We start from the raw sequence: 15,549 nt of genomic DNA on the forward strand, positions 1-15,549 counted from the left end.
TTACTCCCCGGCCACCCCCAGATACTCCAGCCGCTCCCGCTGCCGCTCCTGCGTCTCTTCCGACACCTCTCCCATGTATCCCGACACATCGGCGGCCGTGCCCGCCCATTCGCCCGGCAGGCCCATCATCTCAAAGCACCGGGCGATCCGATAGTCGCACTCGATCAGGTTGTAATAGTTGCCGGGCTCTTCGCGCAGCATTTCCCGCAACCGGCCGTACGCCGCCGCCGCATCGGCATAGCGTCCCAGGCGATACTGCGCCTCGGCCACCGGCCACAGGAAGCTCCGGCTGTGCGGGTAGCGGCGCATCAGGCTGTCGCCGAGCGCAACCGCTTCCCGGTACTCCTTACGATCCAGCCGCACCCAGACCAGCGATGATCTCGCGGCCTCCCTCGAAATGAGCGACCCCTCCGCCGCCGTCTCCAGCTCCCGCAGGCCCCGTTCCTTGTCATCGGATACAATTCCCAGCCATCGCAGTACTCCCGCCTTCGCCGACTTCCAGTAATGGTACAGCCCCAACCCAAAGTACAGGTCGTACACCGTGCTGTCGGCCCGCAGTCCCCGTTCGTAGAGTCCGGCCGCGGTTCTCCCGGCGCGCGCGGCGGTGAGCTTTGATCCGAACTTGGCTTCCCAGACCGCGCGGTAGGAGGCGGCGTGTCCGAGCACGAGGAATCCCCAGGCCCGCGTGTGCCGATCTCCCGACGCGATCTGTAATCCCGCCAAGCGCTCCGCCGCGGCGAGGCTTGTGCGGAACTCGCGTTCGCGCAGCGCCTCCTCGGCGTCGTAGGCCGCCGTGACCAGCGTGATGCCCGTGAACAGGTGTCCCAGCGGGTCATCCGGGTACGAGGACACCATAAGTCGCGCGACCTTCTCGGCTGCGTCGTACCGGTCGTTGTAGAGGTCTTCCTGAAGCGCGGCCAGCAGCCGCACCTGCTGGGAATCCGGGTACGCGGCTGCCCGTGCGCTCGTGTGCGCGGGGAGGAGCGCCGCCAGGACTACGGCGACGACCGCGGCCGTCGCACGCCGGGAGTATGTGAGCCGGACCGTCACATGCCTAGTATCGGCCAATAGGGTCGGCGATTGAGCGGGGGAAAAGTTGGCAGCTCGGCCGGGAGGCGGCCGGGGCGGTTGTCAGATCGCGGGCCGTCCCGGCACGAACGCGAGCAGGTCGATGCGGTGGTCGTTCGAGGCCGCCACGACCATGGTGTCCCCGGCGCGGTGGAAGACGATTCGGCAGCCCCGGCAGTTGTGGTCAAAGAAGCGGACATTGTCGCGGACCACTTCGCTGAGACGCCCGTCGTTAACCTGTGCGAACCAGGCCGCCGGCGCGAGGAAGACCGACACGGTTTGCCGGTCGCGGGCGTAGACAAAGTGCAGCATCTGCTCGCCCATGATGGTCTCGCTGCGCCCCGCGATCAGGTGGAATTCGCCCACGGCCGGGCGGATTTGGTACCCGAACTTCTCCCGCGCCCCGGCCGCCGCGCGCGCCGCGTCGTAAGAACCGCCCTCGCGGACAGCGGCGGCGAGGTTCACGTGAGCTTGCTGGAGCGGGGCGAATTTTGTCTGGTGGGAGTAGAGCCGGACGCCGAGCATGCCGGCGCCGATGAGAATGAGTGCCGCAGCCGCCGCCATCAGGGAGATGGCGGCGCGCCTAAAAGGGCGGGGGTTCCCCCGCGCCTTGGTATGTCCGCGATCGGCCGCCTCCCCTGCCCCGTCCAGAGCGTCGAGACGGTCAAGGATGCGGGATTTGAGCCGCTCGTGGGCGACCTCGACTTGCCCGTGCCGGATTTTCTCGTTCAGGAAATTCTGGATTTCCGTTTGAAGGCGATACTTCTCGAAGCAGTCGCTGCATCTTTCGAGGTGTTCTCTGACCTGTCTGGTGTCGATTTCCGAGGCTTCTTTATCGATTATGTCGTACAACAGGTTCAGCGCTTCCTGACAATTCATCTGGCCGTATCCTTGATGTAGCCGTTCTTGATTGCGTAGTCATACAAGGCTTTTTGAAGCAGTTTCCTCCCTCGGTGCAGGCGCGATTTCACCGTCCCTAGCTGGAGATCGGCAATATCGGCGATCTCCTGATACGAAAACCCTTCGAGGAACGACAGCACGACGACGAGGCGAAAATCCTCGGGCAACCCTTCGATGGCGCGTTTCACGTCATCGTCGAAAATCTTCGCGAACAACTCTTTCTCGGGATTGTCGCTCGGGGCGGTGGCCGCGAGCTGACCGTAGAGAAAGCTGTCGTCGATTTCGTCGACATTGACCGACATCGGGGAGCGGGACTTGGAGCGGTAGTCGTTGATGAAAATGTTGGTCATGATTTTGAACAACCATGCCCGACAATTCGACCCCGGCTCAAACCGATCCCAGAAGCGATACGCCTTGACATACGCCTCCTGCACCAGATCTTCGGCGTCGTTGTTGTTCTTGGTCATCCGAAGAGCGGTGCGGTAGAGGGCGTCCATGTGGGGCAGCGCCTCTTTCTCGAATGCCCGTCGCTTCTCGAGTTCCTTCCTCTTATCGTCACCGGTTTTCGCTTTACCGTCCGTCATGGAAACCATATCTCACTTCCCCGCGACCGGTAAAGCAAGCCATTGCCTATACTTAGAAACAACGGCTGCGGTCGCGAAAGTTCCCGTGGTTGCACCCTCTGTTCCCGGCCGCCGGCTGATCTCCATCCTTATTGTTGAGAGACTCCCTGGGCGTGGGCCGGCCGCCAAAGGCTAATCCCATCCACCAATTCAATATAAGCCGCCCGCATGCCCCCTACAAGAGAATTCGGACCGACCTTGGTCGGTTCGACGGTTCCGGCATCCTGAAAGTTGTACCACCCAGAAGGCCGACCGCCGAGAATATCGGGATAGTTTCCATGGAGATTGCCCTCAACCTCCCCCAGGGGCCTGCCTCCCGCGCCTTCCGGCCTCAGCCGATGACGGTCAGCCTGGCGTACTTGGCCATCACTCTCTTCACCCCGAGTCCCTGGAAATGGATCTCGAGCATCAGCGACTCGCCGCGCCCTTCGACTTTGAGCACTTTGCCCCGTCCGAAAGTAGGGTGGCGCACGAGCCGTCCGACGCGCAGCGCCTCCTCCTCTTCGTACTCATAGTGGACCCCTTCCTCTGCCGGAAGCCGTCCCAACGGGAGGTCGCGGGCCGTGGCGGGGCGGTCGCCGGCGGACACGAGTTCGTAGTGGCGGTTGGTCCGGAAGTCGGTGCGCTCAATCAGATGGTCGGGAACCTCCTTGATGAATCGCGAGGGGATCGAGACCGACTGGCCGAAGCGGAAGCGCGCAGTAGCGCTGGCCAGGTACAGCTTGTGGCGGGCGCGGGTGGAGCCGACATAGAACAGCCGCCGCTCCTCTTCCAGCTCCATTTCCTCCCCGACGGTACGGGCGAGGGGAAACAGTCCTTCTTCCAGCCCCACGATGAACACGGTGTCAAACTCCAGCCCCTTGGCCGAGTGGACCGACATGAGGGCCAGTTTGTCCTCGGACTCATTGTACTCGTCGATGTCGGTGAAGAGCGAGATCTCGGCCAGGTATTCGGCGAGGGTGGCGTGGGGGCGGTGCCGGGTGTAATCAGCCACGCCGCCGATGAACGCCTCGAGGTTCTCGATGCGGGTGGCGGCGACAATCTCCTCTTCCTCCGCCCGGATCGCCTCGAGCAGGCCGAGGTCGCGGATCAGATCGCCCACCAGCAGATCGGTCGAGACGGCGTCCTGCTGTTCCCGGTAGCGTTCAATGAGGGCGGTGAAGGAGCGGAGTTGGCGGACGGCCCGGGCGCCCAGCCCGGAGAGATCCGGGTCAGGCAGGGTCGCCGTCTCATAGAGCGACTTCCCCTCGCGGGCGGTGAGTTCGCCCAGGTCGGCGAGGCTTTTGTCGCCGAGGCCGCGTTTCGGGTAGTTCACGATGCGCCCGAAACTGATGTCGTCTTTCGGATTGACGATCAGCTTGAGGTAGGCCAGGAGGTCTTTGATCTCCTTGCGCTGGTAGAACGAGATGCCGCCGACGATCTGGTAGGGGATGGCGCGCCGCCGGAGCTGTTCCTCGAAGGCGCGGGACTGCGCGTTGGTGCGGTACAGGATCACCATCTCCGACAGCGGCGTGCGGCTCCGGTCCCGGACGACCAGATCGATCACCCGCTCGGCCTCTTCCTCCGCCGAATCGACCAAGAGGAGGCTGATCTTCTCCCCCCCGCGGCGCGTGGTGCGCAGCACCTTGTCCTTGCGGGCGACGTTGTGGGCGATCACGGCCGAGGCGGCCGCCAGGATGACGTCGGTGGAGCGGTAGTTCATTTCCAGTTTGATCACTTTGGCGCCAGGGAAGTCGTGCTCGAAATCGAGGATGTTGCGGATATCGGCGCCGCGCCAGCCGTAGATCGACTGGTCCTCATCGCCGACCACGCAGATGTTCCGGTGCGGCCCGACGAGGCTTTTCAGCAGGAGGTACTGCACGTGGTTGGTGTCCTGGTACTCGTCCACCAGGAGATAGCGGAAGCGGGACCGGTAGCGCTCGCCGATTTCGCTGTGCTGCTGGAGGAGGGCGACGGTGTTGAGGAGGAGGTCGTCGAAATCCATGGCGTTGCACTCGCGCAGCCGCGCCTGGTAGAGGGAGTACAGTTGGGCGGTGCGCTGTTCGAAGTAGCCGCCGGCGCTGCGGGCGAAACCCTCGGCCGACTGGAACCGGTTCTTGGCGTTCGAGACCTTGCGCAACTGGGCTTTCGGCGCGAACTGCGAGACCGGCAGGTTGAGCGCTTTGATGCAGCTCTTCATGAGCGTCTCGGAATCGGCGGCGTCGAAAATCGTGAAATCCCCTCCGTAGCCGATCGCCCCGCCCTCACGCCGGAGGAAACGGGCGCAGAACGAGTGGAAGGTCGAGACGTTCATGTCCATCATGGCCCCCCCGAGCAGGGCGGCCACCCGTTCTTTCATCTCTCCGGCCGCCTTGTTGGTAAAAGTAACAGCAAGGATTTCGTGCGGCTGCGCCAGTCGCCGGGTCAGGATATAGGCAAGCCGGCGGGTCAGGACCCGGGTCTTGCCGGAACCGGCCCCGGCGATGATGAGCAGCGGGCCCTCGGTCGTCTGCACCGCCTCCCGCTGCGCGTCGTTGAGGTCATCGAGAAGGCGACTCATACCGAGCGAATATAGGTTCGCCCGGGGTCGGCGCAATCGGATTTCACGATTTTTCTGTGGCCGGGCGCAACGGCGAAAGACATATTTATGACAGGACAGTCACACTTCCTGGATCAGGAGACGAAAGCATGAACCTAATTCGCTTGGCCGTGATTGGCCTCATGGCGGCGCCGGCGGTGCTGCCCCTGGCCGCGCAGCAGTCGGCGGACAAGACCTCGAAACCCTCCGGCGCCCTGGCCTGGGAAACGCTCGCCGAATTTCTCCCCGAGAGCATCCCTGGGTACACCGCGGGCGAACCGACGGGCGGATCGCGGGCCGTGGAGGACCCGGCCTCGCCCGAACGCTCGATCACCCACAGCAGCGTCCGGCGCAGCTACATTCGTGAGACGGCCGAGGGGGAGCAGAGCTTCATCAACGTGACGATTGTCGACGCCGGACGCAGTCGGCTCGTGCTCGACCCGTTTCTGCCGGAGTTGAGCTTTGTACCGTCGGATGACCGGCAGACGGTGGAGATCAAGGGGCGCCGGGCGACACAGATCATTGAGTATGGCGAGAGCGATATCGCGCTCGGCCTGGTGTATGTCCTGGTGGAGGAAAGATTGGCGGTGATTGTACAGGGCGAAGGGGTGCGGGATATGGATGAAGTGCGCGGGGTGGCCGGCGCGATTGATTTCGAGGGGCTTGAGAAAGCGATGAAGGCCAAGAAGTAACCGGTTATCGGGGCATGCGGAAAGCCCGGGGCGCGGCCGAGCACAAGATCGGCCGCGTTCTTTTTTGGGCCCTCGGGGGGGCGGGTGAAGCGCCGTCATTTCGCTTGACAGCGCTCCGCTCCGCGGCCATTGTTATCGTGGATGAGCAGAATCGGTTTCAAGCGTGCAAGGAGGAGTGATGTCATGAAGACGCTGAGTCGTGTTTTTTGGGTTGCCCTCCTGTGGGCTGTCCCGACAATCGGTCTGGCCGACATCCAGGGGGACACGCCCGCGGAAGCGAATGACAAGACTTTCGACCTGAGCGCTCTGGAGGCGTTTCTCCCGGCCGAACTGGCGGGGTACACGGCCTCGGAGGTGCACCACAGCGGATGGGATTCGACCGGTCTCGGCGCGACGACGCCGGCGGAGATGGTCACCCGCACTTTCACCAGGCAGACCGCCGACAGCCAGCTGGTCACGCTGACTGTCTCATTCGTCAGCTCGCAGGTGCTCCGTCCGGCGTTCGATCTGCTGTTTGTCCCTATCGACAGCGCCGTGGTCAAGCCGAACAAGGAGATCCGGGACGTGACCGTGAGAGACCAGCCGGCCCGACTGGTGGTCAAGACGAACGAGGACGGTTCGGTCGAGAAGATCGTGCTGCTCGCCGAGCTGAAAGGCGGTGTGCTGGCGGCGGTCAAAGCGACCGGACCGGCGACGGCGGACGAAGTGCTGGCGCTGGCGGAAAAGATCGATTTTGCAGGGGCGGTCGAGGCAATGCGCTAAGCTGGCGGGACCACCAAGAAAAGAAAACGCCGTCCGGTCGACCGGGCGGCGTTTCGCATTTATAGCGTCTGGCGCGGTGCGCCGATCAGGCGGTTTCCGGGGCGGCGGCGAAAACCGACACCTGCTTGTGTTCGCGCCCGACCCGCTGGAATTTGACGATGCCGTCGATCTTCGCAAAGAGCGTGTTGTCCTTGCCGATGCCGACGTTCGCGCCGGGGCGGATGCGGGTACCGCACTGACGGACGATGATCGAGCCGGCCGAAATCAACTGGCCGTCGTACAGCTTGGTCCCCCGCCGCTGGCCGCGGGAGTCACGGCCGTTCTTGGAGGAGCCGACGCCTTTCTTGTGGGCCATGGTAAACCTCTATCAGTCTCTCGTTTTCTTCTCGCCTCTCCGGACCAGGGAACATCGGGGGCGCGGTCAGGTTCCCGACCGCGGTGACCCCCGGCGACAGCCAACCAATATATAAAACCCGCGCCCAAAGGCAAGTGGAAAGTGTAACGCACTCTCTGCGTGACGCTTACATCGGCGTCCGGGCGGTGAGCCGCCCCCGTGCGGAGACGCGCCGTGGTCGTCTGCCTGCAAATCCTCTGCACGATCCCCAAGAGGAGCGCGTCTTCCAGGCAGGCAGGCAACGGACGAAAATCACCGGGAACTACGCCACAGGTGAGGCGATGAGACGCTGGTATATCGGGCACGAGCAGAAACGGCGGTACCAGGGGAGTTTCCTGCTGGCGTGTCTGGCCACTTACGCGATAGTCATTGGGGGGAGTCTGTTTCTTCTGTCGGGATCCGGGGTGGAGCGCCCGGCGCCGGCAGCGGGAGCAGCGGCCGCGGGGGCGCCGACAGCCTCGGCCGAACGCCCCGCCGCCGCCGGCACTCGTCTGCCCCGGCCGATGAGCGGGGGAGGCGCGCCGGGCGGGAAATTCCGGCTGGGCTTTGTGGGCGCGGTGAGGATTGTGCGCGATGTCGAGTGGCCGAGAATCTCGGTCCCGAAACGGGGCCGCGAGGATCCACCGGCCGCACCGATGCTGGCGCAACTTGACTTCCCCGCCACGACCGGCGGCGGCCGGGGGGACAGCTACGGCTTAGGGGATGATCCGTTCGGCCTGGCGCCGTCGGAGCCGTACCTGCCGGCCACTCGGCGTGCGCCGCAATGGGGGATGGAGCAGCTTCCGCGAGGCGAGACGCGGGACGCCGCAGTGGAATTCTGGGCGCCGAGCTGGCCGCCGGGGGCCCGCCTCGGCCGCGAGCGGCGCGATACGGCGATCGTGTATGTCTGGCTGCTCATTCGTCCGGACGGGACAGTCCGGTACCGGATTCTCAGCGAGACGCCGGCCGGGCAGGGATTCGGCCGGGAGGTGGAGTCGGCGCTCCTGCGGAGCCGCTACACACCCCCGGTCCGCGAGGGAGTCAAGGACTCGGTGGCTTTCGTGCTGCGCGTGCTCCTGTGCGAAGGATGCGATTCGTACATGACCGAGGAGCCGCCGAATATCCGCGCGAGCATGCGGCAGCCGCGGCGGTGATGACCGGCGGTGCGGCCGGAGAAAACGTGAAACGGCCGGGAGCAAGAGGCTCCCGGCCGTGGTGTTGACGGGGGCTATTCCGGCGCCGGCGCGGCTAGCGCTCGAGAGCGTGCTGGCCGCCCGAACCGGCCGCCTCAGGCTCTTTCGTGTTGAAGCTGAAGATCAGCTCCGTGCGGCCGGCGGTGACCACCAGTTCGCAGTCGCCGGCGTACTGCCCGCGCAGCAACTCCTCGGAGAGCGGGTCCTCGAGGTACTTGCGCAGCGAGCGGCGGAGCGGCCGGGCGCCGTACTCGGGTTCCCAGCCCTTCTCGCAGATGAACTCCTTGGCCGAGTCGGTCAGTTTGAAGGCGATGCCTTTCTCCGCGAGCTGCTTGGCGGTGTCCTGCACCTGGATATCGATGATCTGCTTGATATCCTCCTTGGTCAGCGAGCGGAACACGACCGTCTCGTCGATCCGGTTGAGCAGTTCCGGATTGAAGGCCTTCTTGAGCTCCTCGCGAATCTTCCGGGACATTGAGTCGTACCCCAGATCCACCGCCTCGGCGTCGAACCCGACCGTCTTCTGGTCGCGCAACTGGCGGGTGCCGAGGTTGGAGGTCATGATGACCACGGTATTCTTGAAGTCGACCTTGCGGCCGAAGCTGTCGGTGAGCGCGCCGTCGTCGAACAACTGGAGGAGGATGTTGAAGACGTCGGGATGGGCCTTCTCGATTTCGTCGAGGAGGACGACCGAGTAGGGTTTGCGGCGGACCTTTTCGGTCAGCTGGCCGCCCTCTTCGTAGCCGACGTATCCCGGGGGCGCTCCGATGAGGCGGGAGACGGCGAACTTCTCCATATACTCGGACATGTCGATGCGGATGAGGGAGTTGGCGTCCTCGAAGAGGAACATGGCCAGGGCGCGGGCGAGTTCGGTCTTGCCGACCCCGGTCGGGCCGAGGAACATGAAGGTGCCGATCGGCCGGCGCGGGTCGCCGAGGCCGGCGCGGGCCCGGCGGATGGCTTTGGAGATGGCCGAGATGGCCTCGTCCTGGCCGACGATCGCCTTGCGCAACTCTTCCTCCATGCGCAGGAGGCGCTTGGACTCGCTCTCCTCGAGGCGGAAGAGAGGGATGCCGGTGATTTTCGACAGCACGGTCGCGACATCATCGGCCGTCAGGGTGACCGTCTCGCTCTCGCGGGTCTTTTCCCAGGTTTCGGTCAAACGGGCGAGTTCATCCTTTTTCGCTTTCAGTTCATCGCGCAGCTGGGCGGCGGTTTCGAAAGCCTGGTTCTTGACCGATTTCTCCTTGCGCTGCTGGAGTTCCTGGATCTGGCCTTCGATTTCCGCGAACCTGGCCGGGCGGGTGAAGGTGGCGAGGTGGGCGCGGGAGCCGGCCTCGTCGATGAGGTCGATCGCCTTGTCCGGCTGGAATTTGCCCGTAATATACCGGTTGGACATCTTCACCGCCGCTTCAATCGCCTCGTCGGAGATCACCAGGCGGTGGTGTTTCTCGTACTGCGAGCGAAGCCCCTTGAGGATGCGGATCGTGTCTTCCTCGGAGGGGGGGTCGACCATGACCGTCTGGAAGCGGCGGTCGAGAGCGCCGTCCTTCTCGATGTACTTCCGGTACTCGTTCATGGTGGTGGCGCCGATGCAGCGGAGTTCGCCGCGGGCGAGCGAGGGCTTGAAGATGTTGGAGGCATCGAGTGAACCCTCGGCGCCGCCGGCGCCGACGATGGTGTGGATTTCATCGATGAAGATGATGACGTCCTCGGCGTTGATAATCTCGTTGAGGACGGCTTTGAGGCGTTCCTCGAACTGGCCGCGGTACTTGGTGCCGGCGACGAGGGAGGCCATGTCGAGGGTGACGACCCGTTTGTTTTCGAGGGTCTGGGGGACGCGGTTTTCGACGATGCGCTGGGCGAGGCCCTCGACGATGGCGGTCTTGCCAACGCCCGGTTCGCCGATGAGGACGGGGTTGTTCTTCTTGCGGCGCGAGAGGACCTGGGCGACGCGCTCGATTTCGTTGGCGCGGCCGACGATGGGATCGAGCTTGCCGCGGCGGGCCAGCTCGGTCAGGTCGCGGCCGAAGTGGTCCAGCGCCGGAGTCTTCGACTTTTTGCGCTTCTTCTTGTAAGAGGAAGGACGCCCGTTCTGAATGTTCTTGAGCTCCTCGTAGGCCTCTTTGTAGTCGATCTCGTAGGTGGAGAGGACCTGGGCGGCGACGCCCTCTTCGTCCTTGAGCAGCGCCAGGAGGATGTGTTCGGTGTCGATATCCTTCGATTTGAGCGCCCGCGCTTCCTGGCCGGACACCTCGAGGGTCTTCTTGGCCCGGGCAGTGAGGGGCAGCTGGCCCATGGTCATGGTGCCGCCGGAGGGCTGGACCACCTCTTCCACGGACTGCTTCAGGTCGTTGAGGTCGAGTCCGAGGTTGACGATAATCTCGACCGCTCGGCCCTCACCCAGCCGGATCAGTCCCAGCAGCAGGTGTTCGGTTCCGATGTAGTCGTGCCGGAGCCGGGAGGCCTCGTCGCGGGCGTACTCGATGGCTTTGCGGGCACCTTCGGTGAACATCTCATTCATCGCGAACCTTCCTTGCGTCTATGTCCAAGACTTCTTGTCACGCCAATATGCACCTGTAAATACATCATATCGGGCCTATGTGTTCCGGAGTTTCTCGCGCACCATCTGGGCGCGGACGAAATCGCGCCGGTTGTTGTCCATCTCGGAGCCGTAGAACCGCTGGAGGTGGGCGGGCTGCGACAGCAGGAGCATGTCGTTGATCTGGGCCACGCTGAGGAAGTCGATGATGCCCATGGCCTGGCCCAGCCGCACGGCAGAGAGCAGGTTCATCACCTCTTCGGACGTGAGCACGCGGGCGTGTTTGAGGATGCCGTAAGCCCGCCAGATCTTGTCCTCGATCATATCGGAGGCCTCGTCGACCAGCCGCCGGCGGGCGGCGGCCTCCTTCTCGATGATGTCGCGCGTCACGCGCATGATCTGCGCCAGGATGTCGTCCTCCGTGATGCCGAGCGTGTTCTGGTTGGAGATCTGGAAGAGGTTCCCCAGCACGTCGGAACCCTCCCCGTAAAACCCGCGCACGATGAGGCCGGTCGCGGTGATGTGGCGGATGACATGGTCGATCTCGCGGGTGAGGACGAGCCCGGGGAGGTGGATGAGGACCGAGGCGCGCATGCCCGTGCCGGCGTTGGTCGGGCAGGCCGTGAGAAAACCAAAGTCCGGGTCGTAGTCGTACTCGAGGTGGCGGCCGATCTCCTGGTCGTACTGCTTGGCCGCCGCGTACGCACCCCGCGGGTCGAGTCCGGAGGCCAGCGCCTGTATCCGCAGGTGGTCTTCCTCGTTGACCATGATCGACACCTGTTCCTGCGACCCGATGTAGAGGGCTTTGGGGAGGTCGCCGGAGAGGAAGGCGGGGGAGATGAGGTGGCGCTCGACGAGGAAGTCGCGGTCGAGGGGGCTGATGTCGCCGGCGCGGACGTAGCGGCCGCGGCCGAGAAGGTCGGAGCGGGAGACGGTGGAGTCGACATAGTTCACGATGCGGGTGCCGGTTTCGCTGTCGGCCGAGGGGGGATATTTGCAGCCGGCGATGTTGCGGGCCAGGCGAACCCGGCTGGACAGCACGGCGGCCGATTCCTCGCCCTTGCCCGACAGCCAGACGGCCGGTGACTTGACCATATCTTCAAACATCGTCCATCTTCCCCATCTCCCCCCGCGGCTACCGGTGAAGGGATGATTCCTCGCGGATCGTTTTGAGTTTGTCGCGGATTTCAGCGGCCCGCTCGAAATCTTCGCTCTCGATAGCTTTGGCCAGCTCCGCCTCGAGGCGCTCCTCCTCTTTGACGGGGATGGCATCATCGTCCGCCGCGCCGTCGATGACGGTGACGGGGCGCTGGCCGCGGTGGAGGGAGGCGCCGTGGATTTTGCGCATGATCGGTTCGAGGCGGGAGCGGAAAGCTTTGTAGCATTCGCCGCAGCCGAAGCGGCCCTGGCGGGTGAAAGCCTGGAAGGTGAGGCCGCAGCCGGGGCAGGTGAGCGGGTCGCCGGTGTCGACCGGCGGCGCGCCCTGGGGGGAGGAGGCGAAGCCGGAGAGGATTTCGGCCAGGGGGAAGGGAACGTTTTCCAGGGGGGAGTGGAAGCCGCGGGCGGCCGCGCACTGCTTGCACAGGTTCAGCATCGTCTTCTGGTTGTTGACAATCTGCGTGAGGTGAACCGTCGCCTCGTTCTTGTTGCAGTCCTGACACAACATAGTCACATTCCCATGCGGTTACGAGCGCTCGCAGAACTTGCCTTCGACGATCTCCAAAGTGCGGTTGCAGCGGTCGGCCAGTTCGCGATTGTGGGTCGCGATGAGGAGGGCGATGCTCTGTTCGCGATTGAGGCGGAAGAGCAGTTCGTGAAGCATCCGTCCCGTTGCACTGTCGAGGTCGCCGGAGGGTTCGTCGGCCAGAACGATCCGGGGATCGTTGGCCAGGGCCCGGGCGACCGCCACCCGTTGCTGTTCACCGCCGGAGAGCTGCGCCGGGCGGTGGTTCTTTCTCTCACTTAAACCGACCATGTCGAGCAACAGTTCCGCCCGCCGGCGGGCCTGGGTGCGGCTCTGGCCGGCGACGAGGACGGGCATCATGACGTTTTCGGCCGCCGAGAAATCCTCCAGCAAGTAGTGAAACTGGAACACGAAACCGACATTGCGGTTGCGGAACGCCGCCAAGTCCGCCTCCGACTGGTTGTCCACCCGGGTCCCGTCGATCTCGACTGCCCCGGCCGTCGGCCGATCCAGGCCGCCGAGGAGGTGCAGGAGGGTCGATTTGCCGACCCCGGAGGCGCCGGTGACAGCCACGGTGTCGCCGCGAGGCATGGTCAGGTTGATGCCGCGCAGGACGTGCAGGGTCGCGTCCGGGGTCCGGAACTCGCGGTGGAGGTCAACGGCTCGCAAGATGGTGTCGTCGTGGGTGTCCATCGTTCGGTTTACTCGTCCTCTTGGGCCCCGTTACGGGCATACAGTAGTATTTTCGCCAGAATTCCGTAAACGTTTACCATTGCGCGTGTTTTCCGCCATTTAGCGCCGCAAAACCTCCACGACCGACACCCGCGAGGCCTGGTGGGCCGGATACAGGGCGGCCAAAAAGCAGATCGCCACCGTCACCAGGCCGGCCAGCAGGAAATCGACCGGGTGGATATCGATCGGGAGGTAGCTGATGAAATAGATGTCGGGGGGCAGGCTGACCAGATGGTACCGGTTTTGCAGCCAGGCAGCCGCCAGCGCCAGCCCCCAGCCGCCCGCGACGCCCCCCGCGCCGATCCCTAAGCCCTTGTACACGAATATCTTGCGGATCGATCCGGGAGTCGAACCGATCGTTTTCAGAATGCCGATTTCAGCCCGCTTCTCCATCGTCAACATAACCAGTGTCGAGATGATGGAAAAAGCGGCAACCAGCACGATCAGAATGAACCCCAGGAAGAGCACCTTCTTCTCGATGGCGATCCAGGCGAACAGATTCCGGTGGAGGACGTTCCATGGGACCACTTCGAAACGGTGCTCGAGGAGTGAATCGACGACCGGGCGGATCGCCTCGGCCCGGTAGACGTCGTCGAGGCGCAGGTGGATGGTGGTGACGGCGTCGCCGGTACGGAAGAGTCTCTGGGCCGCGGGCAGCGAGATGTAGGCGAGCTCGGAGTCAAACTCGAACATGCCGCTTTCGAAGATGCCGGCGACATAGAACTTGGCGACCCGCGGGCGGGTGTTGCTGCGGATTTCATCGCCCTTGAGGGAGTAGAGGACAACCTCGGAGCCGAGGACGGCGCCCAGACGGTCGGCGAGATTCTTGCCGAGGATGATGCCCGGCACGGTGTCGTCGGCGATGACGATCTCGTTGAAATTGTAGGTTCCCCCGACGATGTTCTTTTCGATCTGGGAGGCGCGGCGCTCGAGTTCGGGGACGATGCCGCGCACGATGATGCCGTCACCGGCGCTTTCGGAAGCGATGGCGGCCTTGTAGTAGATGAAGGGCGAGGCGGCGGCGACGCCGGGAACGCGGGCGAGGGAATCGACCAGGGCGCGGTAATTCGCGATGAACTCCTCCCGAACCGGGAAGATCGAGATGTGGGAGGTGGTGCCGAGCAGACGGGTGCGGATCTCGGCCTCGAACCCGTTGTGCATGGACATGACGAAACAGACGACGCCTACGCCGAGGGCCACCCCGAGGATCGTGATCCAGGTCGAGACGGAGATGAAGAACCGCCCCGACCGAAGATATCGTCGCGCCACAAAACGTTCATAGCCCATGCATCCATCCATCCCTGGTGCAAAACCGGCACGGCACTCATTGTGAAGGCCGGTGCGCAGCGGCACTCAGGGTATTATACGCCCCGCCGGAGGCAACGCAATCTTTTTCGGACCGGCGGACCATGCGGCCCCCTTGACAGCAGACGGAGCACATGCGAAGTTGAGGCCGGCAAGAACCTGAAGTATCCGGTCAGCAGTCAACCGAGCCGCGGGTGGGGGCGTCCGACCCGGCCGCGGCTGAAGGAGGAGCAAATGGGACAGCCGGTCGTGCATTTTGAAATCGCCGGGCGGGACTACCGGAAATCAATCGCGTTCTATCGAAACCTTTTTGACTGGACGATCGAAGAGGTCGGCGCCTTTCCCTACGGCATGGTGCAGGCGGCCGGAGAGCGGGCCATCGGCGGCGGGATCAGCCCGGTCGCGCCGGGCGGTCGGCCCGGGGTGACGGTGTACGTGATGGTCGACGATCTCCAGACCTACCTCGAGCGGGCGCAGCAGCTCGGCGGGAAAACCGTGACGCCGCCCTCGCCCATTCCCGGCATCGGGGAATTCGCCATGTTCGCCGATCCCGACGGGAACGTGATCGGGCTGTTCAAGGCGAAGTAGGCGCCGGACCGCACCCGCCGCCGGAACCCCGGCGGCAGTCGGCGTGTTGGGGGGCAGGGGGATGACAGATTGACTTTTAAACGTGCTTGCGACAACCAGGAGGAACGATCGCCATGACCCAAGCTCCCGCCGCCGCCCGCGTGGCCGTGCTCGGCGCATCGCCCAAACCGGACCGCACCTCTTTCCAGGCGGTCCGTCTGCTGAAGGAACACGGCTTTCACCCCATCCCGGTCCACCCGGCCGGGCATGCGGTCGACAGCGTCCCGGGGGTGAGCTCGCTGGACGAGGTAGCGCCGCCCCCCGACACGCTCACCGTCTATGTCAACGCCGGCATTTCCTCGGATCTCCGTGACGCGATGCTTCGCCTTCGCCCGCGGCGCGTGATATTCAACCCCGGGGCGGAGAACGATGATCTGGCCGCGGAACTGCGGGCGCAGGGGATCGAGGTGGTGGAGGCGTGCACGCTGGTGATGTTGCGGACAGGTGTGTTCTGACCGCGGAGTGTGCCCGGGCAAACGGGGGCGCGCGCA

General features: G+C 64.3%; 15 protein-coding genes. 5 read left to right on the forward strand and 10 right to left on the reverse strand.

Translation table 11 applies throughout. The features are described from left to right. The 4 genes from KA261_09875 to KA261_09890 all read right to left on the reverse strand — a co-directional run bounded on the left by KA261_09875 (position 1) and on the right by KA261_09890 (position 5,130). On the reverse strand, positions 1-1,050 hold the full coding sequence (locus KA261_09875) for a bacterial transcriptional activator domain-containing protein (protein MBP7698106.1): 1,050 nt from the start codon (positions 1,048-1,050) through the stop codon (positions 1-3). Between the two features lie 81 nt (positions 1,051-1,131). After that, positions 1,132-1,947, reverse strand: coding sequence for a zf-HC2 domain-containing protein (locus tag KA261_09880; GenBank protein MBP7698107.1), 816 nt, complete (start codon positions 1,945-1,947; stop codon positions 1,132-1,134). Beyond that, entirely contained in the window at positions 1,944-2,552 is a 609-nt protein-coding gene (locus KA261_09885; protein MBP7698108.1) for a sigma-70 family RNA polymerase sigma factor, read from the reverse strand. Before KA261_09885 ends, KA261_09880 begins: the two co-directional genes overlap by 4 nt. A 370-nt stretch (positions 2,553-2,922) precedes the next feature. Beyond that, entirely contained in the window at positions 2,923-5,130 is a 2,208-nt protein-coding gene (locus KA261_09890; protein ID MBP7698109.1) for a UvrD-helicase domain-containing protein, read from the reverse strand. Between the two features lie 128 nt (positions 5,131-5,258). Between KA261_09890 and KA261_09895 the strand changes: the two genes are divergently transcribed. Next, positions 5,259-5,840, forward strand: a complete 582-nt coding sequence (locus tag KA261_09895) for a hypothetical protein (protein MBP7698110.1) — start codon at positions 5,259-5,261, stop codon at positions 5,838-5,840. Positions 5,841-6,023: 183 nt separating this feature from the next. Beyond that, a complete protein-coding gene (locus KA261_09900) occupies positions 6,024-6,602 on the forward strand; it encodes a hypothetical protein (protein MBP7698111.1) in 579 nt (192 codons plus the stop codon). An 85-nt stretch (positions 6,603-6,687) separates the two neighbouring features. Here KA261_09900 and rpmA read toward each other — a convergent pair whose 3' ends face one another. Further along, positions 6,688-6,957: a 50S ribosomal protein L27 gene (gene rpmA / locus KA261_09905; protein ID MBP7698112.1), complete on the reverse strand. Its 270-nt coding sequence runs from the start codon at positions 6,955-6,957 to the stop codon at positions 6,688-6,690. A gap of 320 nt (positions 6,958-7,277) precedes the next feature. Here rpmA and KA261_09910 point away from each other — a divergent pair, with 320 nt between their 5' ends. Beyond that, entirely contained in the window at positions 7,278-8,129 is an 852-nt protein-coding gene (locus tag KA261_09910; protein MBP7698113.1) for a hypothetical protein, read from the forward strand. A 94-nt stretch (positions 8,130-8,223) separates the two neighbouring features. On the opposite strand, the gene KA261_09915 is transcribed toward KA261_09910, so the two are convergent. The 5 genes from KA261_09915 to KA261_09935 form a co-directional block, all read right to left on the reverse strand. Further along, complete coding sequence (locus tag KA261_09915) at positions 8,224-10,692, reverse strand: ATP-dependent Clp protease ATP-binding subunit (GenBank protein MBP7698114.1); 2,469 nt, start codon at positions 10,690-10,692, stop codon at positions 8,224-8,226. 75 nt (positions 10,693-10,767) lie between these two features. Continuing rightward, on the reverse strand, positions 10,768-11,817 hold the full coding sequence (locus KA261_09920) for a protein arginine kinase (GenBank protein MBP7698115.1): 1,050 nt from the start codon (positions 11,815-11,817) through the stop codon (positions 10,768-10,770). Positions 11,818-11,845: 28 nt separating this feature from the next. Continuing rightward, the gene (locus KA261_09925) at positions 11,846-12,376 is read right to left on the reverse strand and encodes a UvrB/UvrC motif-containing protein (GenBank protein MBP7698116.1); all 531 of its coding nucleotides are present in this window, start codon (positions 12,374-12,376) and stop codon (positions 11,846-11,848) included. A gap of 18 nt (positions 12,377-12,394) precedes the next feature. Continuing rightward, positions 12,395-13,087 carry an ABC transporter ATP-binding protein gene (locus KA261_09930; protein MBP7698117.1) on the reverse strand — a complete coding sequence of 231 codons (693 nt, stop codon included), beginning with the start codon at positions 13,085-13,087 and terminating at the stop codon, positions 12,395-12,397. Positions 13,088-13,186: 99 nt separating this feature from the next. Next, a complete protein-coding gene (locus KA261_09935; protein ID MBP7698118.1) occupies positions 13,187-14,413 on the reverse strand; it encodes an ABC transporter permease in 1,227 nt (408 codons plus the stop codon). Between the two features lie 252 nt (positions 14,414-14,665). Here KA261_09935 and KA261_09940 point away from each other — a divergent pair, with 252 nt between their 5' ends. Both KA261_09940 and KA261_09945 read left to right on the forward strand, forming a co-directional pair. Then, positions 14,666-15,019 carry a VOC family protein gene (locus tag KA261_09940; protein MBP7698119.1) on the forward strand — a complete coding sequence of 118 codons (354 nt, stop codon included), beginning with the start codon at positions 14,666-14,668 and terminating at the stop codon, positions 15,017-15,019. A gap of 146 nt (positions 15,020-15,165) precedes the next feature. Continuing rightward, positions 15,166-15,513 carry a CoA-binding protein gene (locus KA261_09945; protein ID MBP7698120.1) on the forward strand — a complete coding sequence of 116 codons (348 nt, stop codon included), beginning with the start codon at positions 15,166-15,168 and terminating at the stop codon, positions 15,511-15,513. The last annotated feature ends 36 nt before the right edge of the window (positions 15,514-15,549 follow it).

It is taken from the genome of Candidatus Zixiibacteriota bacterium (assembly GCA_017999435.1).
Taxonomy (GTDB): Bacteria; Zixibacteria; MSB-5A5; order GN15; family FEB-12; genus JAGNLV01.